Source organism: Microbacterium paulum, from assembly GCF_015707995.1.
GTDB lineage: Bacteria > Actinomycetota > Actinomycetes > Actinomycetales > Microbacteriaceae > Microbacterium > Microbacterium paulum.
Genome location: NZ_JAAGRY010000016.1, coordinates 1 through 23,257, shown reverse-complemented (window position 1 = coordinate 23,257; position 23,257 = coordinate 1). Strand labels below are relative to the sequence as shown.

General features: G+C 68.6%; 21 protein-coding genes and 1 tRNA gene. 10 read left to right on the top strand and 12 right to left on the bottom strand.

The features are described 5' to 3' along the window. Window positions 1–37: 37 nt before the first annotated feature. Entirely contained in the window at window positions 38–919 is an 882-nt protein-coding gene (locus tag G3N18_RS05655) for a hypothetical protein (protein WP_196383332.1), read from the bottom strand. Window positions 920–937: 18 nt separating this feature from the next. Between G3N18_RS05655 and G3N18_RS05650 the strand changes: the two genes are divergently transcribed. Next, window positions 938–1,300 carry a DUF3892 domain-containing protein gene (locus G3N18_RS05650; RefSeq protein ID WP_196383331.1) on the top strand — a complete coding sequence of 121 codons (363 nt, stop codon included), beginning with the start codon at window positions 938–940 and terminating at the stop codon, window positions 1,298–1,300. Here the strand turns inward: G3N18_RS05650 and G3N18_RS05645 are convergent. Further along, window positions 1,249–1,941 (bottom strand): tyrosine-type recombinase/integrase, encoded by a 693-nt coding sequence (locus tag G3N18_RS05645; RefSeq protein ID WP_196383330.1) that lies wholly within the window; start codon window positions 1,939–1,941, stop codon window positions 1,249–1,251. The genes G3N18_RS05650 and G3N18_RS05645 overlap by 52 nt on opposite strands. Before the next feature lie 166 nt (window positions 1,942–2,107). On the opposite strand from G3N18_RS05645, the gene G3N18_RS05640 reads away from it, so the two are divergent. From G3N18_RS05640 to G3N18_RS05615, 6 genes are all read left to right on the top strand, one after another. Next, a complete protein-coding gene (locus G3N18_RS05640) occupies window positions 2,108–3,043 on the top strand; it encodes a HipA domain-containing protein (protein ID WP_196383328.1) in 936 nt (311 codons plus the stop codon). After that, window positions 3,030–3,851 carry a hypothetical protein gene (locus G3N18_RS05635; RefSeq protein ID WP_196383327.1) on the top strand — a complete coding sequence of 274 codons (822 nt, stop codon included), beginning with the start codon at window positions 3,030–3,032 and terminating at the stop codon, window positions 3,849–3,851. The genes G3N18_RS05640 and G3N18_RS05635 overlap by 14 nt, the downstream gene beginning before the upstream one ends. A gap of 562 nt (window positions 3,852–4,413) precedes the next feature. Beyond that, window positions 4,414–4,854 carry a hypothetical protein gene (locus tag G3N18_RS05630; protein ID WP_196383326.1) on the top strand — a complete coding sequence of 147 codons (441 nt, stop codon included), beginning with the start codon at window positions 4,414–4,416 and terminating at the stop codon, window positions 4,852–4,854. Between the two features lie 159 nt (window positions 4,855–5,013). Next, window positions 5,014–5,307 (top strand): hypothetical protein, encoded by a 294-nt coding sequence (locus G3N18_RS05625; RefSeq protein WP_196383325.1) that lies wholly within the window; start codon window positions 5,014–5,016, stop codon window positions 5,305–5,307. A 123-nt stretch (window positions 5,308–5,430) separates the two neighbouring features. Then, entirely contained in the window at window positions 5,431–5,709 is a 279-nt protein-coding gene (locus tag G3N18_RS05620; RefSeq protein WP_196383324.1) for a type II toxin-antitoxin system RelE/ParE family toxin, read from the top strand. Beyond that, window positions 5,684–5,983 carry a HigA family addiction module antitoxin gene (locus G3N18_RS05615; RefSeq protein ID WP_196383320.1) on the top strand — a complete coding sequence of 100 codons (300 nt, stop codon included), beginning with the start codon at window positions 5,684–5,686 and terminating at the stop codon, window positions 5,981–5,983. The genes G3N18_RS05620 and G3N18_RS05615 overlap by 26 nt, the downstream gene beginning before the upstream one ends. A 316-nt stretch (window positions 5,984–6,299) precedes the next feature. Here the strand turns inward: G3N18_RS05615 and G3N18_RS05610 are convergent, their stop codons facing one another. The 6 genes from G3N18_RS05610 to G3N18_RS05585 all read right to left on the bottom strand — a co-directional run bounded on the left by G3N18_RS05610 (window position 6,300) and on the right by G3N18_RS05585 (window position 13,897). Beyond that, entirely contained in the window at window positions 6,300–6,917 is a 618-nt protein-coding gene (locus G3N18_RS05610; RefSeq protein ID WP_196383319.1) for a DUF2510 domain-containing protein, read from the bottom strand. Then, a complete protein-coding gene (locus G3N18_RS05605) occupies window positions 6,914–7,495 on the bottom strand; it encodes an isochorismatase family protein (RefSeq protein WP_196383318.1) in 582 nt (193 codons plus the stop codon). The genes G3N18_RS05610 and G3N18_RS05605 overlap by 4 nt, the downstream gene beginning before the upstream one ends. After that, complete coding sequence (locus tag G3N18_RS05600; RefSeq protein ID WP_196383317.1) at window positions 7,492–10,965, bottom strand: GH92 family glycosyl hydrolase; 3,474 nt, start codon at window positions 10,963–10,965, stop codon at window positions 7,492–7,494. Before G3N18_RS05600 ends, G3N18_RS05605 begins: the two co-directional genes overlap by 4 nt. Then, the gene (locus tag G3N18_RS05595) at window positions 10,962–13,277 is read right to left on the bottom strand and encodes an MMPL family transporter (RefSeq protein WP_196383316.1); all 2,316 of its coding nucleotides are present in this window, start codon (window positions 13,275–13,277) and stop codon (window positions 10,962–10,964) included. Before G3N18_RS05595 ends, G3N18_RS05600 begins: the two co-directional genes overlap by 4 nt. Before the next feature lie 56 nt (window positions 13,278–13,333). Then, the gene (locus tag G3N18_RS05590) at window positions 13,334–13,753 is read right to left on the bottom strand and encodes a hypothetical protein (protein ID WP_196383315.1); all 420 of its coding nucleotides are present in this window, start codon (window positions 13,751–13,753) and stop codon (window positions 13,334–13,336) included. A gap of 71 nt (window positions 13,754–13,824) precedes the next feature. After that, window positions 13,825–13,897, bottom strand: a tRNA-Thr gene (locus G3N18_RS05585). 254 nt (window positions 13,898–14,151) lie between these two features. Here G3N18_RS05585 and G3N18_RS05580 point away from each other — a divergent pair. The 3 genes from G3N18_RS05580 to G3N18_RS05570 all read left to right on the top strand — a co-directional run bounded on the left by G3N18_RS05580 (window position 14,152) and on the right by G3N18_RS05570 (window position 16,847). Continuing rightward, on the top strand, window positions 14,152–15,057 hold the full coding sequence (locus tag G3N18_RS05580; RefSeq protein ID WP_196383314.1) for a MetQ/NlpA family ABC transporter substrate-binding protein: 906 nt from the start codon (window positions 14,152–14,154) through the stop codon (window positions 15,055–15,057). A 100-nt stretch (window positions 15,058–15,157) separates the two neighbouring features. Then, window positions 15,158–16,195 (top strand): methionine ABC transporter ATP-binding protein, encoded by a 1,038-nt coding sequence (locus G3N18_RS05575; RefSeq protein WP_196383313.1) that lies wholly within the window; start codon window positions 15,158–15,160, stop codon window positions 16,193–16,195. Continuing rightward, the gene (locus tag G3N18_RS05570; RefSeq protein WP_196383312.1) at window positions 16,188–16,847 is read left to right on the top strand and encodes an ABC transporter permease subunit; all 660 of its coding nucleotides are present in this window, start codon (window positions 16,188–16,190) and stop codon (window positions 16,845–16,847) included. The genes G3N18_RS05575 and G3N18_RS05570 overlap by 8 nt, the downstream gene beginning before the upstream one ends. A gap of 15 nt (window positions 16,848–16,862) precedes the next feature. Here G3N18_RS05570 and G3N18_RS05565 read toward each other — a convergent pair whose 3' ends face one another. The 4 genes from G3N18_RS05565 to topA are packed head-to-tail and all read right to left on the bottom strand — an operon-like array spanning window position 16,863 to window position 22,926. Then, the gene (locus tag G3N18_RS05565) at window positions 16,863–18,419 is read right to left on the bottom strand and encodes an alpha/beta fold hydrolase (RefSeq protein ID WP_196383311.1); all 1,557 of its coding nucleotides are present in this window, start codon (window positions 18,417–18,419) and stop codon (window positions 16,863–16,865) included. Next, window positions 18,416–19,567 (bottom strand): DNA polymerase III subunit delta', encoded by a 1,152-nt coding sequence (locus tag G3N18_RS05560; protein ID WP_196383310.1) that lies wholly within the window; start codon window positions 19,565–19,567, stop codon window positions 18,416–18,418. The genes G3N18_RS05565 and G3N18_RS05560 overlap by 4 nt, the downstream gene beginning before the upstream one ends. 48 nt (window positions 19,568–19,615) lie before the next feature. Beyond that, window positions 19,616–20,254, bottom strand: coding sequence for a dTMP kinase (gene tmk / locus G3N18_RS05555; protein WP_196383309.1), 639 nt, complete (start codon window positions 20,252–20,254; stop codon window positions 19,616–19,618). Beyond that, entirely contained in the window at window positions 20,254–22,926 is a 2,673-nt protein-coding gene (topA, locus tag G3N18_RS05550; protein ID WP_196383364.1) for a type I DNA topoisomerase, read from the bottom strand. The genes tmk and topA overlap by 1 nt, the downstream gene beginning before the upstream one ends. Window positions 22,927–23,257 lie beyond the last annotated feature (331 nt).

Genomic DNA, 23,257 nt, shown 5'->3' with positions numbered 1-23,257 from the left:
AAACCGCGGCGTCCGGGGCGCAGGACACCCGAGCCGATCAGCCGCCTTCAGTTTTGGGCTCCGCGCTGAGGTCTGGCAAAGATCCTCCGAGCGGTCGCATGTGTGTCATGGACGCGTAATACTCGCGGGTGAAAGGCATCACCCCTGTGCCCAGGGTTCCTAAAATCTTGGCTGGCCCGAACGGCTGTCCGACCTTCGCGAGGCGCCACACGCCCATACGCTCAGGATCGGGTTCAAGCGGGGATCCGCCTTGCAGCACTTTGTGATGTTCGATAGCGCCAACGTCCCCTGGGAAGACGTAGTTCACCCAAGAGACAGCGACATCGGTCGTTTCGCCGCGCTCTCGATCTTCGTAGTACTTGACCCACTCGCCGACCGTATGCGTCCTTCGAATCCATTCGAAGGTACCTTTGCCCGCCTCGATAATGACCGTTCGCCGACTCTCCACAGGATCAAACGACGGATCCACATAGACCATTGCGCGCCTTGGCCCATCATTGGTGACCGTCAACCCGAGGCCCACTTGCACGCGTACTCCCGCGTCGCGGGGCAGAGAAAACTCCTTCTCCGCAGTGATCTCTTCCGCTTGCGGCTCACGAGACAGCCCATCGTCAATCATCGAGTCCGGGAGCCATGCCTGTGTCGACTCGTATGTGACGCCGACGAACAGGCGAGGCATCTCTGCATCGATGCGAGCGCGCTGCGCCTCGACCTCAAGCAGTCGACCGTTCTCGAACTCTTCCCGGGCGACCTCAAGCGTCTTCTCGGTCGCCTGCACACTCTTGCGCGTTAGGCCGATCTGCCAAGCAATGAACACCACCGAAGCCGTCGTAGCCACCGCAGCGGCGAGGGTACTCCAAGCGGTCAAGGTCTCAACGAACGTTGGCTCGATTGTCGGCGCAGGCACAGCAAGGAACATGCGCTCATCCTGGCAGAGGTGCCCGACGCTGATGTCGAAGGTCAGTGCGATGATCCTCGCGAGCGCATCAAGGTGGTGCGTCTGGGATTGGGGAGCATCATGGCCATCGAGATAACGCACGTCCGGTTCGGCAGCACCAAGAAGACAGAGGACGAGATCGTCAAGTACAAGTGGAAGAACGTCAGCACCGGAAAAGTCGGGGAGAACGACAAGCCCTCGCTGGTCGCGTGGGTCGATGACAAGACGAACACTGCATATGTCGGCAGCGGCGCAAATCGCGTGAACGTTGCTTCTGTCCATCCAGAGAACACCAAGCCGTACCTTCGCACCTACGCGGACGGCAAGTGGACGAACAACCTGGTGAGTCTCCCGACCTTCTGAAGTTCGGCGGCGTAGGCCTCGAACCGGGCGATGTGCTGCGCGTAGTCCGTCGGGTAGAGGTGGGAGTAGATCGTGTCCGTCGTGACGACGCTCGCGTGGCCGAGCCAGCGGCTGACCTGGTACGGCGGGAACCCAGCGGCGAGTCTCAAGCTGGCCGCGGTATGGCGGAGGTCGTGCACGCGGATCGCCGGAAGCTCGGCGCGACGGAGCGCGGGATTGAAGTAGTTCCGGCGGAAGCTCGCGAGATCCCACACCCGCCCGTAGTCGACCCGATGCGATCCCGGTGTGCGCCCCGGCCAGAACAGCGCGTCGTCGTCGCCCGAGCGCGGGTGCTGCATCTTGTGTGCCTTCAGGTCGGCAATCGGCCGACGGTCGAGCAGGGGCACGTCGCGCGATGAGCGCCGCGACTTTGGCGTTCCGAACACCCACTCCCCTGCGATGTGTTGCGCGGTTTGCCGCACCGAGACATGGCCGGCAGCGAGGTCTACATCGCGTACGCGCGGACCTGCAACCTCACCCGCCCGGAGGGCGGTGTACGCCATGAACCGCACCAGTACGTCGTAGGGCTTGAACAGCGTGAGCTGGCCCGAGGCAGCCTCCACCTGCGCGTAGGTCAGTGCTGCGAGGGTGCCCTCGTTCACGTCGTGCGTTTTCGGCAAGTCGATCCGATCACAAGGGTTGAAGGCGATCTGCCGGTCCCAGATCGCGTGCCGATGGTGCTCGACAGGGAGCCCTCTGCGTGCGCTGCCCACTAAAGGATCGGCGCGAACGAGCAGTCCTAGCTCGGTCCGCTGATAGCCTCGCGGCGTGACCTACCCGATCGTCGACGTCTCCGCGTGGACGGTTGTAGTGGAGGAACAGCTGGGTGCGAGCGAGAAAGTGTGGCTTGCGGCGCCAGGAGTACCGCACACCCCCGAGAACCGCTGGCTGTTCAAGCCCGTCACTCTGCACTCCAACGGACATATGCAGGGTGGGGATTGGGCCGAGAAGATCAGCGCCGAGCTCGCGCATTTGCTTGGAGTCCCCAGCGCCGTGGTCGAGCTGGGCGTACGCAGCGGTCGCGCCGGAACACTCTCGAGAAACGTACGACCGGACGTCGAGTGGGAGACATACACGGGCGGCCTTTGGCTGGATGCCAGCGCCAACGTTCCATTCTCGCTCAACAGTTCCGTTGATCGCGTGCACGGGGCAACTCCCGGCTACTCGATGCAGGCGATTCACGATGCTCTGCAGGGGGTCGACGTGCCATACGGGACGAGCGTTGGAGAGCTTGACGCGTTTGGCTACTTCACTGGTTTCCTGGTGCTCGACGCTTTGGTGTCCAATCGCGACCGACATGAGCAGAACTGGTCGGTGCTCCGACATGCTCTTGGGCGTGAGCGGACGCGGCTAGCGGCGGCCTACGACAACGAAGGGAGTCTTGGATACAACCTCCTGGACGCTCGGCGCCTTGAACTCTTGGCCGACCGGCCACGATTCGATGCATTCGTTGCTCGCGGCACGGCCTGGCGATTCGATTGGGAAGAAGAACCAACACCGAGCCTCGTCGAAGCAGCTCGACGCGCTGTGAATCTGGGAGCTAACGCCGCGAGGGACCACTGGTGTGCTCGCCTAGATCTGCTGGATCTCGCCGATGTCGAGGCAATCATCCACGCAGTACCGGGAATGTCGGAACCTGCGCGTAGGTTTGCTCGTAGCCTGATCACAACAAATCTTGGAAGGATGCGCGATGAAATCTGTTGACACACAGATCGCAGACGCAACCCGACCTGTACCCGTTGGCGGTCGCCGACTCATAGTGAGCTGGCAACACCCGATCACACGTGCTATCGAACCGATTGGCCAACTCGCCTTCGACGGCTATGAGTACAAGTTCGACTACTTCGCGCGGGCACGCGACGTCGAAGGCTTCGTTCCTCTGCTCGGTTTCGACGACATCGATGCGTCCTACACATCGCGCACGCTGTTCCCTTTCTTCGCGCAACGGATCATGGACCCACGCCGCCCGGACTACAAACGTCACCTGCACGAGCTTGCGCTTGACGATGATGACACTCCGTGGGAACTCCTCTCCCGATCCCACGGCGCCCGGGAGGGCGACACGATCCAGTTGTTCCCCGTTCCCCAACTACGCAGCGAATCCTGGCACTGCTTCTTCTTGGTCAACGGCGTTCGGCATCTCATGACAAAGACGGTGCCTGTTCATGGTGTGGATCGCGGAATGTACTCGATCGACGAACTCGAGACGCTGCTTGGCTCCCTCAGGCCGGGCGACGAACTCACTCTCCACTCCGAGCCAACTAACCAGTTCTCCCAGCTCGCCCTACTCGTTTTGGCGGGCTCGGACGATCCCCTCGGTTACGTTCCCGATCTGCTAACTTCCGCACTCGATCGAGCGCGTGCCGCAGGCACAGTAGAGCTGCACGTGGAGCATGTGAACTCAACAGACGCGGGATGGCACCTTCGCATCCTCGTGGAGATGGAAGCGCAGCTCGATCCCGACTTTGACTTCTTCGCGGGCGAGCAATTCCGACTGGCGGCACACGCGTAGGCGTTTCTGAAGAGAACACCATTCGGATAGTCGAGGACCCAGCTGCGTGACCAGAGCTTCGAGGTCACGCTCCGTCAGTGACCGTAATTAGCCGACCGGCGGGAGGTCGCCCGACGCGGTGTACCACGACGACCACTTCTTCTACCGAACGACCTGCGCCGATACTTACCTCGTACGAAGAACATGCGCTCGTCTACGGCTAGACGGCTTCCTCCAGCTCTACGTCCGGCCACACCTCACTCCGATCGGACCCGGAGAGTAACTGACTCCCAGCCCCTCACGCGACGTTCTCGTTGTAGCTCCGCGCCTACGGAGGGCAGCCAGGAATCATCGAAGGAGTCTGGGTGCCGCCGATCGTCGCGCGACGCTAACCAAGCCGGGTCGCACGCCTGGCTAGCCGACCAGTCACGCCACAACTGCGCGCGCCGGTCCCCTCATCGCGCACTGCCCGAATAGGGATCGTTTGTCTCGATCGATCCTTTGACGCGCGCTAGCGCTGCGAACGATGTCAGCGCCGAGCGATAGTGTCCTCTCTCCTGGACCCATCGGCAGAGGACGAACTATGGCGCGCAAGAAGGCCGAACCGCACATTCATAACGACGTGGACGTCACAACAGATCGACTGAACGACTTTGCGCTCGCAAGTCGATCCACCCAAGTCAACGTTCTCGCGAAGCTGCGTGCCCAGAGCGCCGACGACAGCGTCGCGACGCAGTTCAATGTCGCGAGCTTGGTGCTGGCAATCTTCGTCGTCATTGCAGCGCCATTCATCACGGTGCAGCCCGATCCAGCGCTCGCCACGTCGTGGTGGGCCAGGCTAATCCTGATAGTTGCGCTCGTCGGCATACTGCTTCTGGCACTGTCGCCGGCGTTATGGGACGCGGCGAGGGGCCATGTAAAGCGTGAACGCGCCGTCGTGTGGTTGGCCGCCTACGAGGATGAACTCGCACGCCGCCATCGTCTGCGCGGCGCGGCCGCGCGGCGATGGCAGCGCGAGCACTAAGCGAACGGCGTCGTGCCGCCCCGGCGAAACGAGTCGGGTCGCTGGAAGCGGTGTCCACGAGGCCCGAGCGGACGCTCGCGCTTCGCCGAGTCACACCGCTGCGAGCGATGCCCGGATAGGGATCGTCCCGGCGGCCAGGCTCACGGATAGTGTCGACGCGTGAGCGAACGCAAGAGATCGATCATCGCGTGGACCATCGCCGGCATCGTGGTCGCAGCGGGTGCCGTCGCACTGATCGCCGGGCTGCTGACCCCGGTCACGTTCGGCTGGTTCGCGTATCAACCGCTCGCAGACGCAACGTTCGTTCCCGGGGCCAGCGGTGTGTTCCTCTCCCGCACCACGATTATCGGAGGGGTCATCCTGGCGATCGGTCTCCTCACGGTCGCCTTCCTCATCGGTCGGCGTACGGCGCAAGTGCGACCCAACCGGTCCAACTCCGAATCCGCGATCTGACTGCCAAACGCCCGGACACCCTCCCCGAACGCACGATGCCCAATTAGGGATCGTCATTCCTGCGCTGGCTGACCGTCCCGTCAGACCCTTCCTCATACTTGCGCGCTGCGCTAGTATGGCGGTGTGAAGTTCGCGGATCGGGACATCGAGGAGTACTGGCTCGGTGGTCCAGCACCGCGACGCGTGCCACCCGACGTCCGGAGGCGTCTGGTGCGCAAGCTCCAAATGCTCGAGGCGGCAGCGGAGCTCCAAGATCTGAGGATCCCGCCCTCAAACCGCCTCGAGAAGCTGCAAGGCGACCGGGCGGGCACGTACAGCATCCGGGTCAACGACCAATGGAGACTGGTCTTCGACTGGGACGGAGGGGAAGCGAACAATGTCGCATTCATCGACTATCACTGACGAGCTCTCGACGCCGGGTGAGATCCTGCTCGAGGAGTTTCTCGAGCCGTTCGGGCTAAGCCAGTATGAGCTTGCCAAGCGCATCGGCGTCGATCAAGCACGCATCTCGCGGATCGTCCGCGGCAAGCAGGCGATTACCGCGGACACCGCGTTGCGCCTAGGCGCATTCTTCAGCACCACACCGCATTTCTGGCTCCGACTGCAGGAGGGCTACGACCTCGCGCTCGCCCGCACCGAAGCGCCGATCAGCGCAATCCAGCCCCTGAGCGCCTGACCCATCTACGTGCAACCCGAGGGAGACTCGGGCATCGCTTCTGTGACAACATTTTGACAACATCTGAACGTAGGTGAACGTCGGCCAGTGTTGGTGAACAACCCCGAGAACAGCGTAAACACGCGGATCTCGACATTTCGATTCGCGCAGAACGGGGCCGTGCGTGGGTTCGAGCCCCACGGGGCCCACCATTCAGTCACTGGGATCGCGTGGCTCGATCAGAGCGCAACAATCGGGCGCGACCAGGCGACCTCGCGACCCAGCTGACCCAGGCTCTGCCAGAAGTGGCGGGCGCGCACCGCTCGAGATCCACCGGTCAGGAGTAGCTGGACGTGAGCCCACCGAATGACGCGCCGATGAACCAGAACAACCAGGCGAAAGTGATCGCGTAGCCGATGACGGTGACGCCGATCCAGACCCACAGCGGCGGCCAGCCGCCCGAGACGGTGCGGCGGCGCAGCACCACGGCGCGACCGATCATGTAGACCGCCGCTCCCCCGCCGAGCAACGCGAAGAACGACCATGCCCAGTGGAACGGCGCGGGCACGCCCCGCCTTCGCAGCTCGCGCCAGTCGAGCCAGCTGAAGACGATCCCGGCGCCCATCGCGACCCAGCCGAGCATCGACACGGCCAAAGTCTGCAGCTGCCACTGGATCATGCCCGACACCGCCGCCGACGAACCCGACTGGAGCACCCCGTGCAGATATCCGCCACCGTCGACCAGGAACAGGGTCGCGTACGGCAGGGCCGTGACAGCGATCACGAGCCATACCCACACCGTGTTCGTGTCGACCTGCACCTTCGGCCACATCCCTGCGGGGGCATACGGTGCGGCGCGCTCATACGCCGTCCATTGCGTGCCGTCCCACCACCGCTCGCCACTGACACCCGTGACGCCGGTCGGGTCGGGGTACCACCCGGCGGGGGCGCTCATGCCGACACCTCGAGGTCTGTGCCAGCCTGGGCGAGCTCGGCGAGGGCCGCCTCGGACGGCGCTTCGGCGACCCCCGCGATGAGGTCGGTGAACACGCGCACGTGGAATCCGCGCGCGAGCGCGTCGAGCGCCGACACCCGCACGCAATAGTCGGTTGCGATGCCCGTGACATCGATGTCGGTCACACCCCGCGCGGCGAGCACGTCGGCGATCGCTTCGCCGTCGCCGGTCGTCCCATCGAAGACGGAGTAGCCCGACACGCCCTGCCCTTTGCGCACATGGTGCGTGACGGCATCGGTGACCAGCAGCGGGTCGTATTCGGCGCCCGCCGTGTCGGCGATGCAGTGCACCGGCCAGGTGGCGACGTAGTCGGGCTCTCCGGTCAGCGCGATATGCCCGTCGTTGTCGGAATCAGGGTCGTGCCAGTCGCGCGAGGCTACGATCACGGCGTAGTCGCCCGCGTGCCCGGCGAGATAGGTGCTGACGGCCTCCGCCACGGCATCGCCGCCGGCGACGGCGAGCGCCCCTCCCTCGGTGAAATCGTTCTGAACGTCGACGATGAACAGCGCTCTGGTCATACCTCGAGGCTATCGGCGTCGCCGCCGGGGCGCGCGCTCCCCCGGCGATACTCCTCGCGCACCAGCAGCTCGAGCTGACGCAGGGTCATCGTCGATTCGGCCACCAGGCGCCACCGCGTTCCCGCCGCGCCGCCCAGGCCATCCCCGCCCAGGCCATCCCCGCCGCCCGGGTCTTCCCAGCCGCTCAGGGCGCGCGGCGGCACGAGGAACGGTCGCAATTGCAGGTCCCACGCGAACACCGTGTCGACGCGCAGCACGATCTCCCAGCCGCCCGGCGTGTCGACCTCGAGTCGGAACCGGACTTGACCGGGGCTCTCCACCGTCACGGTGAGGATCTCCGGCTCCCCCGCACCGACCGCGATCTCGATCCCCTCTCCGGCGGCGAGGGGCATCCCCGGGGTCGAGGCGTCGTCATCGACGGCAGCGCCGGGCGAAGCCGTGGCGCCGCCGGATGCCTGCACCTCGGCATCCCTCGTCAGGTCGCGCAGCACGGTGGGCAGGTAGCCCGGCGGAGTGAGCGAGGGTGGGGCGTCGGCGGGCGCGCTCCCCCACTCCTGGGGCTCGTCCGACAGGTCGAACTCGACCGTCGCCCCCCGCGCGATGCGCTCGTGCGGCAGGAAGGTGCTCGTCCAGGCCTGCCCGTCGAGGCGCACCGATCTCACGAAGCGGCGAGAGCGGCTCGCTCCGGGCGCCCGGATCACGAGCCAGGCATCCTCGCCCACCCGCACCCGCGCCTCGGGCACCGCGGGTGCGACGATCACATAGCCCGCCGTGCCTGCGACGAGGGGATACAGGCCGAGCGTGGCGAAGACCCACCAGGCCGCCATCTCTCCGTTGTCTTCGTCGCCGGGCCAGCCCTGGCCGATCTCGCCACCCGTGAACATGCGTTCCACCGCGGTGCGTGCGGCGTCAGAGGCGAGACCGGGGCGACCGGCGAACAGGGCCATGAACGGGATGTGATGCGCCGGCTGGTTCGACGGCGCCCACTGCCCGGCGCGCAGGTTCCGCGCTTCGACCATCTCGTGGATCACGGTCGGGTACGACCCGCGGACGCTCTCGTCGCCGCGTTCGGGCACGGCGAAGAACGCGTCGAGCTTTCGGGCGAGGGCCTCGCGCCCACCGTAAAGCGCGACAAGGCCCGCGCCGTCGTGCGGCACCGAGAACGCCGTACCCCAGCCGTTCGTCTCGGTGTAGTCGAAGCCCCACACGGTGGGGTCGTAATCCCGGGCATCCTTGCGAAAGCGCCCGCGCGCGTCGCGACCGATGAAGAACCCCGTGTCGATGTCGAAGACGTGTGCGTACGACCCCGCGCGGGCGGTGAAGTACGCGACCGCGGCGACGAGCTCGTCGCGGCGCTCGTGGGCGGGCGGAACCTGCTCGAGCAGGGCGCGCGCGAGGCGCGCCACGGCGAGGTCGTTGATCGCCCCGTCGAGCGTCCAGGTGAGCCCCTCGTGCACTCTCGTGTCGACCCACCCGCGATACGCCGAGGTTGCGAGACCTTTGCGCCCGAGCCGAGGGTCGGGAGAGGGCACGCTGGCGTTCCGCAGCGCCGAGTCGAACGCGCTCCAGAGGTCGACCGGAACCCCGGCGTCGACCGCGTGGGCGAGCACCGTGTCGAGCGACGTGCCGGTCATCGAGTCGACCGGGCCGGGCGACGACCAGCGGCTCGTCCATCCGGCGGCGCGGTAGTGCTCGACGAATCCGTCGGCGAGACGCCCGGCGCGCTCAGGATCGAGCAGCACATGCAGCGGCCAGGCGGTGCGGTAGGTGTCCCAGAACCCGTGGTTGACGCTCAGCTCGCCGGGCAGCACGCGCGCCCCGGTGCGATCGGCGCTCGATCCGTCGACCGGGTGGAACGGGCTCGCATAGTGCGGGTCGGGACGCTCGGCGGTGCCGAGGTTCTCGTGCGCGCGAGCCGGGAAGAGGCCTACCCGGTACAACGCGGTAGCCATCATCGCGCGCTGCTCGACCGACGCGCCGGGGGCACCGCTCGTGGTCACGGCGGGCAGGTCGACGCGACCGATCCAGGCATCCCACACCTCCGCGGAGCGCTCCCGCACCTCGTCGAAGGGGGCGTCGGCGCCGTCGAGCACGAGGTTCCGTTCCGCCTGGTCGGTGCCGATGTAACTCGTCGCCAGGCGCACGGTCACCGTCGCCGAGGCATCCAGTGCCACCCGCACCCACCCGCGCGGCGCCCCCTCCGCCGAGACGCGCAAACCCGTGCGCACGTAGTCCGCCGCGACGACGGGCCGGTCGAGGTGCGCATGCAGATACGCGCGCGGCGACGCGGCGCGGTCGTGCTGAGGGCCGGCGCCGTCGTCGGTGAACGCGCGAACGACGGCATCCACGGCATCCGTTGTCGCCCCGTCGGGCGAGGGCAGGCGCAGCGCGCCGTGCCCTTCGATCTGATCGAACACCAGCACGCCCTCGGTCGCGCCGGGCGGAAAGCGCACCCGCACGAGCACCGTGTGGTCGGTCGCGGTCATCTCGACCCGGATGCCTCCGTCGAGCGCCACCCGATAGTCGTGCGGGCGCGCGATCTCGTCGTCGTGCGAGAACCCGAGCGCCCGCGCGGCCGGAGACGTCGGCACCGCGCCGCCCGGCGGTGGAGCAAGCGCCGGCATGACCTGGAACGCGCCGCGCTCACCCATCCACGGGCTCGGCAGGTGCGATGTCGCGAACGCCTGCAGGGCGGGCCGGTTGTCGTCGCGGTTGTCGACGTGCCACGTGTAGGGCCAGCGCGCCGACGATGCGTTCGTGACGGGGATGCCTCCGACGAACCCGCCGGGCGCCGCCACGGTCGGCGCGGTGTTGCCGCGCGACAGCGCGGGGCTCGACATCGTGCCCTGCCGCGTGCGCGCCCGGTCGACGGGGCGCTCGGGCTCGGCGACGGTCGGGGCGATCTCGACCGCGTCGATCCAGCCGACGAGCGGCGCGCGGCGAGATCCGGGCTGCCGTGTTTCGGCGACGTGCAGCTCGACACGCTCGATCACGCGCCCCACGGCGGCGTCGAGCGAAGCCCGCACGAGGTTCCACTGGTCGGGGTGCAGCACCCGGCCCTCGTGCTGGGCGAGCGGGTCGAGCGCCACGCCGTACTGGTCGACCGGGCCGAGATCGCTCAGGCGGGAGCCGTCGTCGAAGACGAGGTCGAGCGCCACGGCATCGGCCGCGAACCCGTCGCGCACGTCGGCCGTGTCTGCCCACTCGGGCAGCACCGCGTAGCGCAGCTCGTCACCGGGCGCGACCCGGCGGCCACGGAGTGCGGTCCCGACCGGTGCCGACACCGCGCTCCAGCCCTCAGTGAACGAATAGCGGATCGCCGCGGCCGAAGAGAACCCGACCCCGGGCCGCGAGGTCGCGGCGTGCGCCGCCGAGGGGCCGCTGTCGTACTCGCGACCCCGGAACCACGCCGCGACGCGGCGTGCGAGCCGCCAGACCCACCCGCCCACGCGCTCCGCCGGTGTGGTCATCGCCCTCCGTCTCGCGCCTCCGTGGCCAGCGTCGCCGGCGCCGCTGTCGCCGCCACGGTCACCTGACCGCCGCCGTCGCTGGGGCGCCGCCACAGCTTCGACGGCCGCCAGATGACGCGCCCCAGATCGTACGCCGCCGCCGGCACGAGCAGCGAGCGCACGATGAACGTGTCGAGCAACACGCCGAACGCGACGATGAACGCGAGCTGGGCGAGGAACAGGATCGGGATCACCCCGAGCGCCGCGAACGTCGCCGCGAGCACCAGCCCCGCCGAGGTGATGACCCCGCCCGTCGCGACGAGGCCGCGCAGGATGCCGGGGCGCATGCCGTGGCGGAGCGACTCTTCGCGCACCCTCGACATCAAGAAGATGTTGTAGTCGACCCCGAGCGCAACGAGGAAAACGAACCCGTAGAGCGGCACCGCGGGGTCGGCCCCCGGAAAGTGGAACACGTGGTTGAACACGAGCGCGCTCACGCCGAGCGCGGCGCCGAACGAGATGATGACGCTCAGGATCAGCAGAAGCGGCGCCACGACCGCGCGGAGCAGCAGCATGAGGATCACCAGGATGACGAACAGGATCACCGGGATGATCACCGTGCGGTCGCGGATCGACGTGTCGTTCGTATCCAGGTCGATCGCGGTCGGTCCGCCTACGAGCACCGTTCCCTCACCCAGCCGGTCGGCGAAGGCTGTGCGCAGCTCGCTCACCGTGTCTTCGGCGGCGAGAGAGTCGGCCTCGTCGCCGAGCGTCGCGATGAGCAGCACGCTTCCGCCCGAGACGGTCGGCTCGGGTGCCGTCTGGCTCGGCGGCCCGGCCGTCGTGTAGACGACCTCGCCGTTCGAGACCGAGACGGCGACCTGGCCCGACGCCGAATCCTTCGACGCCGCAGCGACCGAGTCGATGCCGTCGGCGCCCTCGAGAACCTCGACGGCTGCCGCCACGTCGCCCTGCGGCACGATGACGTACGCGGGGCTCCCCGATCCGGCCGCGAAGTGCGCGGCGAGCACGTCTTGCCCGTCACGCGCCTCCGACGCGCCGAGCACGAGGTCGCTCTGCGGCACGCCGTCGGCCTTCAACTGCAGCACGCCCACCGAGGCGGCGAGCAGCACGACGGTCGTCGCGATCCACACGATGCGGGCGTGACGCGCGATGAGACGTGCCAGCCGCTCCCAGAAGCCGCGCACGGGGGCATCCGGGTTCGTCACGAGCGCCTCGACCTCGGCGCCCACGTCGCGCGTCACACCCTGCTTCGGCGCGAACGGCCAGAAGGCGGCGCGCCCGACGAGCGCGAGAAGGGCGGGGAGGAAGGTCAGCGCCGAAAGCACGGCGAACGCGATGCCGATCGAAGCGATCGGCCCGAGCGCGCGGTTGGTCGCGAGGTCGCTCAGCAGCAGGCACAGCAGGCCCGCGATGACGGTGCCACCCGACGCGAGAATCGGCTCGAACGCACCGCGCCAGGCCGTCGTCGTGGCATCCCATCGGCGCCTGCCCTGCGCGATCGCCTCGCGGAAGCGTGCGACGTAGAGCAGTGCATAGTCGGTGGCCGCGCCGATGACGAGGATGAACAGGATGCCCTGCACTTGCCCGTTCAGCACGAACACGCCCGCCTTCGCGAGCCACCACACCGTCAGAAGCGCCACGCAGAGCGCGAACGTCGAGGTCAGCAGCACGAGGATCGGCAAGAGCGGCGACCGGTAGACGATCACGAGGATGATGAAGACGGCGCCGAGCGCGACGCCCAGGAGCAGCCCGTCGATGCCGAGGAATCCCTGCACGAGGTCGGCGGTGAACCCGGCGGGGCCCGTGACCCAGGCATCCATACCGCTCGGCAGGTCGGCGGCGACGGCCGCGCGCACCGCCTCGACCGTGTCGCCGACATCTCCCGCGGTCTCGATCGGCACGAACAGCTGCACGGCCTCGCCGTCGTCGGAGGGGATGCCGGGTGACACCTCGCCGACGCCCTCGACACCCGAGATCGTGGTCGCGAGGTCGGCGACGCTCGCCAGCTGATCGTTCGTCAGCGCGCCGTCTCCGGTGACGACGACGACCGCGGGAATGGTGTCGCCGCCGGTGAAATCGGCGAGGCGCTGCTGCACCTGGGTCGCCTCGGCCGACGACGGCAGAAAGGTCGACTGGTCGTTCGTCGAGACCTCGTCGATCTTGCCGAAGTACGGTCCCCCGATCGATCCGCCGACCAGCCAGATCAGCACGAGCAGCACCGGGATGCCGATGCGCAGCCACCGCGTCGTCGAGTCCTTCGGCGAGGGATGGGTCGAGTCGGTGCGGCGGGTGTCGGCTCGGAGCGTCATATCGCTAGCTTATCTAGCAAAATCGCGCCGTGTCACCCTCGGGTTCCCGCCTCGGCTCACCCGCGCAAGAAGTACAGCACCCAGCCGGTGACGAGGCAGAGGATGCCGAGGGCGAACAGGCCCGCCGCCGACAGCGCGACCGCGCGCAGCCCCGCCGGGCGGCGCTGCAGGCGCATGCGCCCGCTCCAGCCCAGCCGGTACCAGATGTCGGCGCTGTCGCGGCCAGCAAGGACTGCGGCATCGGCCGGGCCGGCCACCGCCCTGTTCGCATCGCCGTCCGCGTCGAACCAGCGCACCACCGTCGCCTCACCGGACGGGAGGGATTCGGTGTCGACGATCGCTTGCGCCGGCAGCCACGTGCCGTCCATCGCCCACAGGATCGCGGCCACGACGGCGAGCACGACCGCCCCGCCGAAGCCGACCCACGTGAACACTTCGAGCAGCACATCGAGCACGGCGGGCGAAGAGGCGGACATGGCCGCGCCAGTCTATCCGCGCCGCGATACGACAACGGCCCGGACTCTGGGAGTCCGGGCCGTTGTGAGGGAGCCGCCCAAGGGAATCGAACCCTTGACCTTTTCATTACGAGTGAAATGCTCTGCCGACTGAGCTAGGGCGGCACTGCGTCATCAGCAGCATGGTGTGCAGGGCGCTCGCGCCGTGCACGATGATCGATCTTACAGGCTCGACGCACCACTCGCGAACCACGCACGGCACCGCCGGGCGAGCCACTCGTCGGTGACATCGTGTTACGCGCGATTGGTCGCCGCTGCGACCGCTCCGTAGCGCCGAAGAGGCACCGCGATGAGGCGAGCGCAGACCTCGGCCAACCGATCCGCGCTGCGCGGTGCACCGACCCACAAGGAGCACCACCATGTCCACCAAGAAGTCCCTGGCCGCGATCGCGCTGGCCCTCCCCCTCGCCCTTCTGCTCGGCGCCTGCGCGAGCGGCTCGTCGGAGCCCGCCGGCTCGGGCGACGCCTCGGGCTCGTCCGACACCGTCCGCATCGGCGTCGTCGGCGCGGGAGAACCGTACTGGGAGACCTACAAAGAGGCCGCCGCCGACGAGGGCATCAACGTCGAGATCGTGAACTTCGACTCGTACGACCAGCCGAACCCGGCTCTGTCGGCGGGTGAGCTCGACCTCAACCAGTTCCAGCACATCATCTACCTCGCGACCTACAACGTGGCCGCCTCCGACGACCTCGTGCCGATCGGCGCGACGGCGATCTACCCGCTGGGCCTGTACTCGACGAAGTACTCGAAGGTCGCAGACATCCCCGCCGGCGAGACCGTCGCCGTGCCCAACGACGAGTCGAACCAGGCGCGCGCGCTGCTCGTGCTGCAGTCGGCCGGGCTCATCGAGCTGAAGGACGGCGGGTCGATCTTCTCGACGGTCGCCGACATCGAGTCGAGCTCGAAGGTCAAGGTCGAGGCCGTCGCCGCCGACTTCACCGCCTCGTCGCTGCCCGACTTCGCCGGGGCCGTCGTCAACAACGACTTCGTCTCGAAGGCGGGGCTGACCAAGGACCAGCTGCTCGCACAGGACGACCCGTCCAACGAGTCGGCGTTCCCGTACATCAACATCTTCGCGGCGAAGGCCGCCGACGCCGAGAACCCGACGTACCTGAAGCTCGTGAAGATCTACCAGGAGACCCAGGCCGTGCAGGACGGCGTGCTCGAGGCATCCGGCGGCACCGCCGTGCTCGTGAAGACGCCCGTCTCGGACCTCGTCGCATCGCTGAAGAAGACCGAGGACGAGATCCGCGCCAACCAGTGATCTCGTCGCGTGTGCGGCCGGCTCTCATCGAGCGGGCCGCACACGTGCGTGCGCACACCGCACACGCGCTGACCCCGACCCTCGACCCGGGAATGACCTCATGACCCTCATCCGCCTCTCCGGCGTGACGAAGACCTTCCTTCCGCAGACCCGCGGCGAGGCACCCCTGGTGGCCGTCGACGACGTGAGTCTCGACGTCGCCGCTGGAGAGATCTGCGGCATCATCGGCTACTCGGGCGCCGGCAAATCGACCGTGCTGCGCCTCGTCAACGCGCTCGAGACCCCCACCGCCGGCACCGTCGAGATCGACGGCGTCGACATCACGGGCCTCGGCGAGCGGGAGCTCCGGCGCCTGCGCGGCGACATCGGGATGATCTTCCAGCAGTTCAACCTCTTCGACTCGCGCACGGTCGCCGGGAACATCGCCTACCCGCTCGAGGTCGCCGGGCGCCCGCGCGCCGAGATCCGCCGTCGCGTCGACGAGCTGATCGAGTTCGTCGGTCTGTCGACGAAGGCCCGCAACTACCCCGAACAGCTCTCCGGCGGCCAGAAGCAGCGCGTCGGAATCGCCCGCGCCCTCGCGACGAACCCGCGCATCCTGCTCGCCGATGAGGCGACGAGCGCCCTCGATCCCGACACCACCCAGGAAGTGCTCGCGCTGCTGCGCCGGGTCAACGCCGAGCTCGGCGTCACGATCCTCGTGATCACGCACGAGATGGATGTCATCCGCACCCTCGCCGACCGGGTCGTCGTGATGGAGCACGGCCGCATCATCGAGCAGGGCCCCGTCTTCGACATCCTCTCCGCCCCGCAGCAGCCCGCCACTGCCCGTTTCGTGGCGAGCATCATCGAAGACGTGCCGCAGGGCGACGACCTCGCCACGCTCCGCACCCGCCACCCCGGTCGCCTCCTCACCCTCGACGTGCGCGAAGGCGCCGCCGCGCAGGCCGACGTGTTCGCCGCGCTCGGCGCGCACGGGGTGCGCTTCGAAGTCGTGCACGGCGGCATCAACGACATCGGCGGCCGCGTGTTCGGGCACCTCACCCTCGCCGTCGACGGCGAGACCGAATCCGTCGACCGCGCGATCGCCGCCGCGTCGGCGTTCGCGACCTTCACCGAGGAGGACACCCGTGGATAGGCTCATCGAACTGCTGCCGGAGCTGTGGGATGCCACCCTCGAGACCCTGTACGTCGCGAGCGGCGCCCTCATCTTGGGCGGTCTCGGCGGCCTGGTGCTCGGCATCGCGCTCTACGCCACGCGGGCGGGAAGCCTCTTCCCGAACCGGGTCGTGTTCGGCACGCTCAACGTCATCGTGAACACGTTCCGCCCGATTCCGTTCATCATCCTGCTGCTCGCGCTGCAGCCGGTCGCCCGCGGGCTGGGCCTGCCGGGCATCGGCGCCCCGTTCGCGATCTTCGCGATCACGATCGCGTCGCTCTTCGCGATCAGCCGCATCGTGGAGCAGAACCTCCTCACCGTGCGCCCGGGCGTCATCGAGGCGGCCCGCGCCGCGGGCGCGAGCCGGTCGCGCATCCTCTTCCGCCTGGTTCCCCGCGAATCGCTCGGGCCGCTCGTGCTCGGCTACACCTTCGTCGTCGTCGCGCTCGTCGACATGACCGCGATCGCGGGCGCCGTCGCCGCCGGTGGTCTGGGAGAGTTCGCGATCAACTACGGCTCGAAGCAGTTCAACCCGTGGGTCACCTGGACGGCGGTGCTCGTCATCGTCGTCATCGTGCAGGCCGTGCAGTTCATCGGCAACGCGCTCGCGCGCCGCGTGCTGCGCCGCTGAGGCGCGGACACGCCGTCAGCAGCTGAGACCGTTCTGCGGCACCGTGCCGTCGACGAGGTAGTCCTCGACCGCGCTGTCGACGCACGTGTTGCCCTTGTTGTAGCCGGTGTGACCCTCGCCCTCTCGGGTGATGAGCACGCCCGAGGAGAGCTGCTCGGCGAGCGACACCGACCACTCGTACGGGGTGGCCGGGTCGTTCGTCGTGCCGACCACGACGATCGGCGCGGCGCCGTCGGCGGTGATGCGCTCGCGCACGCCCGTCGGCGGGTACGGCCACACGGCGCAGACGTCGACGCCCTGCCAGTACGGGGCGACGGTGGGTGCCTTCTGCGTGATCAGTGCCGTCGAGGCATCCTGATCGGCCTGCGACGTGTCAAGCGGGTAGTCCATGCAGTTGTAGGCACGGAAGGCCTCGGCCGAGTTGTCGGAATAGGTGCCGTCGTCGTTGCGCCCGTTGTAGAAGTCGGCGAGCAGCAGCGCCGTCGAGGGGTCGCCCTGCAGCGCCTGGCTGAGCGCCTGCGTGAGGTACGGCCACGAGTCCTGCGCGTAGAGCGCGGCGATGATGCCGGTCATGAGCGTGTCGGCGCCGAGCATGCGCCCGTCATCGCCCTGCAACGGCTTCGCGTCGACGCTCGCGAGCAGCGTGCCGAGGTCGGCCATCGCCTGATCGACGGTGCCGCTGAAGGGGCATCCGCGCCCGTCGAGGCAGTCGGCCATGTAGGCGCGCAGCGCCGACTCGAACCCGATCGCCTGCGTCGTGCTCACGTCGAGCCCCGACACCGACGGGTCGATCGCGCCGTCGAGCACCATCCGTCCGACGCGCTCGGGGAAGAGTTTCGCGTACGTCGCCCCGAGGAACGTGCCGTATGAATAGCCGAGGTAGTTGAGCTTGTTGTCGCCGAGCACCGCGCGCAGAAGGTCCATGTCGCGGGCGGCGTTGTCGGTCGTGATGAACGGCAGGATGCCATCCGAGTTCGCCTCGCACGCGTCGACGAACTCGGTGTTGCGCTGGGTCAGCTCGTCGGTCCAGCCCTGGCTGCCGCGAGGATCGGCGGGGATGTCGTAGAGCATGCGGTCCATGTCGGCGGCATCGAGGCACGTCACCGCGGTCGATCGCCCCACCCCGCGCGGGTCGAACCCGATCACGTCGTAGGCGTCGAGCACGGGCCCGCTGACCGCGAAACTCGCCGAGTCGGCGATGAGGTCGTACCCGCTCGCGCCGGGGCCGCCGGGGTTGGTGAGCAGCGACCCGAGCGCGTCGCCGTCGGTAGCGGCACGTCGGATCAGGGCGAGCTCGATCGTCCCTGCGTCGGGGTCGGACCAGTCGAGCGGCGCGGTCACGTCGGTGCAGTCGTACGACCCCGCGTCGCTCCCGCTGCACGAGGTCCAGTCGAGGGTCTGGCCGTAGAAGTCCTCGAACCCGGCCGGGGCACCGTCGAGATCGGGCTCGCGACTCGGCGCCGGCGTCGACGAGGTCTCGGGCGGGATCGCCGCGTAGAGGCATCCCGACAGCGTCACCGCGGCGACGGTCAGTGCGGCGGCGACGGTGAGGGCGCGTCGAAGAGTGTTCACGGGGTCCTTCCGCTCGCGACCGTCACGAGCATGCTCTCCAGGGCGAGCGCCGCAGCGGCGTTGCCCTGCAGGTTCGTGCGGGTCGCTGAGATCTGATCGAGCACGGTCAGGGTGCGCTGCGGCGCCCAGATCGAGGCGAGCGCCCCGATCTCGTCGCCCAGCTCACGGTTGATGAGGTCGTCGGAGCGCCCGAACTGCACCATGAGCACGTCACGGAACATCGATTCGAGGTCGGTGAGCACGCGGTCGATGCCGTCGCGCAGGCTGCGGGTGGCGCGACGCTTCTGCTCGTCTTCGAGCGCGCTCAGCTGCCCGCGCACGGCCGGGGGCACCGCCGTGCCCGGCGCGACGCCGAGCGTCCGCAGCAGCGACTCGCGCTCGGCCTCGTCGCGTTCGGCGGTCAGCGCCTTCGCGTCGTCGGTCGCGAGCTGCACGATGCGCGCGGCGGTCTCGACGGCCGTACCGACCCCCCGCACCGCGAGCACGGCGCGCAGCGTCTCGTCACGGCGCGCACGGGCGTCTTCGTCGGTGGCGAGGCGCACGGCCATGCCGATGTGCCGCTGGGCGAGGCGTGCGGACTGCTCCGCGAGCGCGGCGTCGACGCCCGTCCGCGCCACGATGAGGCGCGCCACGTCGGCGACGTCGGGTTCGTGCAGGCGCAGCGTGCGCACGCGCGAGCGGATCGTCGGCAGCAGGTCGGCTTCGCTCGGTGCGCAGAGGATCCAGACCGTGCGCTCGGGCGGCTCTTCGAGGGCTTTCAGCAGCACGTTCGAGGTGCGCTCGACCATGCGATCGGCGTCTTCGACGACGATCACCCGATAGCGGCCGAGCGACGGCGAGAAGTACGAGCGCTCGACGAGTGCGCGGGCGTCTTTGATCGAGATGATGACGCCCTCGGTGCGAAGCGCCGTGAGGTCGGGATGCGTGCCGGCGAGCACCTGGCGCATCGCCGCTTCGTCGCCGGGTTCGGCGATGAGCGCCGCGGCGAAGGCCGCCGCGAGCGTCGACCGCCCCGAGCCGGCCGGCCCCGTGATGAGCCACGCGTGCGCCAGCTGGGCGGGATCGGATGCCGCTGCCTGCAGTTGCCCGAGCGCGTCGCTCTGGCCCCACACGTCACCCCAAGGAAGGGCGGCGGCGGCGGACGTCATGCCGAACAGCCTACGGCGTGCCGCCGACGCTCACGCCGTCGCGCGCGGTCACGCAAGCACGGCGGCGACACGCTCGCGGACGGCAGCGGCGAGCTCGTCGGCGGGGAGGCTCGCGTCGAGCACGACGAAACGGTCGGGTTCTGCCCGTGCGAGGGCGAGGAACGCCTCCCGCACCCGCTCGTGGAACTCTGCCTTCTCCGACTCCAGCCGGTCGAAGGGCTTGTCGTCGGCGTCGAGCCTCGCGCGGGCCGATGCGGGGTCGAGGTCGAGCAGCACCGTGACATCGGGCAGCGCCCCCTCGGTCGCCCACAGGGACAGATCGCGCACCTGCGCGGCATCCAGCACCCGCCCCGCGCCCTGGTAGGCCACCGACGAGTCGAGGTAGCGGTCCTGGATGACCACGTCGCCGCGCTCGAGCGCCGGGCGCACGAGGGTCGCCACGTGGTGCGCCCGGTCTGCCGCGTAGAGCAGCGCCTCGGCGCGCGGGGCGATGTCGCCGCGGTGGTGCAGCACGATGTCTCGGATGAGCACGCCCACCTCGGTGCCGCCCGGCTCGCGCGTGCGCACGACGGTGCGCCCCTGATCGCTCACCCACTCCTCGAGCAGCGCCGCCTGGGTCGTCTTTCCGGCCCCGTCGCCACCCTCGAACGTGACCCAGAGTCCCCGGGGCGCGGCCTCGGGGGTCATCACTTCTTCTTGGCAGCGGGCTTGCGGGTCGTCGTCGCGCGTCGCGTCGTGCGCTTGGGCGCCGGCCCCTTCGCGCGCTTGTCGGCGAGCATCTGCACCGCGATCTCGTACGTGATGTCGTCGGGGGTCTGCCCCTTCGGGATCGTCACGTTCGTCGCGCCGTCGGTGACGTACGCGCCGAACCGGCCGTCCTTGATACGGATCGGCTTCTCGCTGACGGGGTCGGCCTCGAACTCCTTCAGCGAGGTCGCGGCGCGGTTCGCATATTTCGGCTGCGCGTAGATCTCCAGCGCCTGCTCGAGCGTGATGTCGAAGATCTGGTCTTCGCTCTGCAGCGACCGCGAGTCGGTCCCTTTCTTCAGGTACGGGCCGTACGGGCCGTTCTGCGCGGTGATCGGCGTCAGCGTCTCGGGGTCGACCCCCACGGTGCGCGGGAGCGAGAACAGCTTCAGCGCGGTGTCGAGGTCGATCGTCTCGGGCGACATGCTCTTGAAGATCGAGGCCCGGCGGGGCTTGGGCGCCTCGACCTTCTTCTTCGCGGTGCGCTTCTTCGGCGCGCCCTCCGTGGGCTCCGGGGCCGGCTGGGGCTCGGGCTCGGGTTCGGCGGGGATCACCTCTTCGAGGTACGGCCCGAAGCGACCGTCCTTGACGATGATGTCGCGCCCCGTCTCGGGGTTCTGGCCGAGCACGCGGTCACCGGCGACGGGCGCGTCGATGAGCTCGCGGGCCTTCGCGGGCGTCAGCTCGTCGGGGGCGAGGTCGCCCGGGATGTTGACGATGCGCGAGGTGCCGTCGTCGTTCGGCACGTCGAGGTAGGGGCCGTAGCGACCGAAGCGCAGCGTCGCGACATCGCCGATGCGGGTCGCGTTGATCTCGCGAGCGTCGATCTCGCCGAGGTTGTCAAGGATGTTCCGCAGCCCCACGTGCTGCTCGGAGCCGAAGTAGAACTCCTTCAGCCACTCGACGCGCTGCTGCTCGCCGCGGGCGATCGCGTCGAGGTCGTCTTCGAGCGCCGCGGTGAAGTCGTAGTCGACGAGTTCGGTGAAGTGCTGCTCGAGCAGGCGCACGACGCTGAACGCGAGCCAGCTGGGCACGAGCGCCTGCCCCCGCTTGGTGACGTACTCGCGGTTGATGATCACGTCGATGATGCTCGCGAAGGTCGACGGGCGGCCGATGCCCTTCTCTTCGAGCGCCTTGACGAGGGATGCCTCGGTGTACCGCGGCTTCGGGCTCGTCGCGTGGCCCTTGGGTTCGACGTCGTGCAGGGCCAGCACGTCGCCGACGGCGAGCTGCGGCAGCGACTGCTCGTCGGCCTTGTCGGTGTCGCCGCGCTTCTCGTCGCGCCCCTCTTCGTACGCCTCGAGGAATCCCTTGAAGGTGTACACGGTGCCCGACGCGGTGAACGACGCCGTCTTCCACGCGAGGCCCGTCGCGGCCGACGTGTCGGCTTCGAGGGTCACGGTCGTGGTCTCGTATTTGGCATCCGACATCTGCGACGCGATCGTGCGCTTCCAGATGAGGTCGTACAGGCGCAGTTCGTCGCGGTCGAGGGCCGACGCGACCTCGGCGGGCGTGCGAAAGGTCTCACCGGAGGGCCGGATCGCCTCGTGCGCCTCCTGCGCGTTCTTGCTCTTGTTCGCGTAGCTGCGCGGGTTCGGCGGCACGGCGCGGTCGCCGTAGAGCGCGACCGCCTGCGTGCGCGCGGCGGCGATCGCCTGCGTCGACAGCGCGGTCGAGTCGGTGCGCATATAGGTGATGTAGCCCTTTTCGTAGAGCCGCTGCGCGACGCCCATGGCGTGCTTCGCGCTCATCGAGAGCTTGCGCCCCGCCTCCTGCTGCACCGTCGAGGTCGTGAAGGGCGGCTTGGGGCTGCGCGTGCCGGGCTTGGCCTCGACCGAGACGACGACCGCGTCGCCGGATGCCTCGAGCGCAGCGGCGAGCGCCGTCGCCTGCGACTCGGTGAGGACGACGACCGCCTTCTTCAGCTGGCCGGCGTCGTCGAAGTCGGTGCCGCGGGCGAGCGGAGCACCGTCGAGGCGCGCGAGTCGCGTGGCGAAGCCGTCGTCGGCGCGCCCGGCAGGTGCGGCGACAGCCTCGACATCCCAGTAGTCGGCCGACACGAACGCAATGCGCTCGCGCTCGCGGTCGACGACGAGGCGGGTCGCGGCGGACTGCACACGGCCGGCGGAGGTTCCCTGACCGACCTTGCGGCGGGTGACGTCGGAGACGTCCCACCCGTAGAGGCGGTCGAGGATGCGGCGGGTCTCTTGCGCGTCGACGAGGGCCAGGTCGAGCTCGCGCGTCTTGCCGACGGCGGCCTGGATCGCGTCTTTCGTGATCTCGTGGAACACCATGCGCTTGACCGGCACCTTGGGCTTCAGCGCCTGCAGCAGGTGCCACGCGATGGCCTCGCCCTCGCGGTCTTCATCGGTGGCGAGCAGGAGCTCGTCGGCATCTTTCAGGGCGCGCTTGAGTTCGGCGACGGTCTTCTTGCCGCGGTCGCTCTCGACGTAAAGAGGAGTGAAGCCGTTCTCGATGTCGATCGAGTACTTGCCGACCGAGGTCTTCTTGAGCTCTGCCGGGATGTCTTTCTTGTCGGCGAGGTCGCGGATGTGGCCCACCGAGCTGAGCACCTCGTAGCCGTCGCCCAGGTACCCCTGGATCGACCGCATCTTGGTCGGCGACTCGACGATGACGAGGGTCTTTCCTGTCTTACCCGTCGATGCCGATGCCTTTGTGCTCTGAGCCACGTGGCGTCCTTTCTTCGATGCACACCATACACACGTGCCGCACATGAAGTGGCTGTGAGCGGCCGGACGTTCCACCGCCGGCGCAGCGACACGCGGGCGCCGCGACTGCCCTCGTCACGGCGCGGAACTCGGCGGAGGGCCCGCGCGCGCCCGCGCCTCGGCGGCGAACGGACCCGCCCCCACACTCACCCGCACGGTGGCAGTGAGCGCATCCAGATCGCACGCGACGAGCACCGCGCCCGCCGCACCGGCG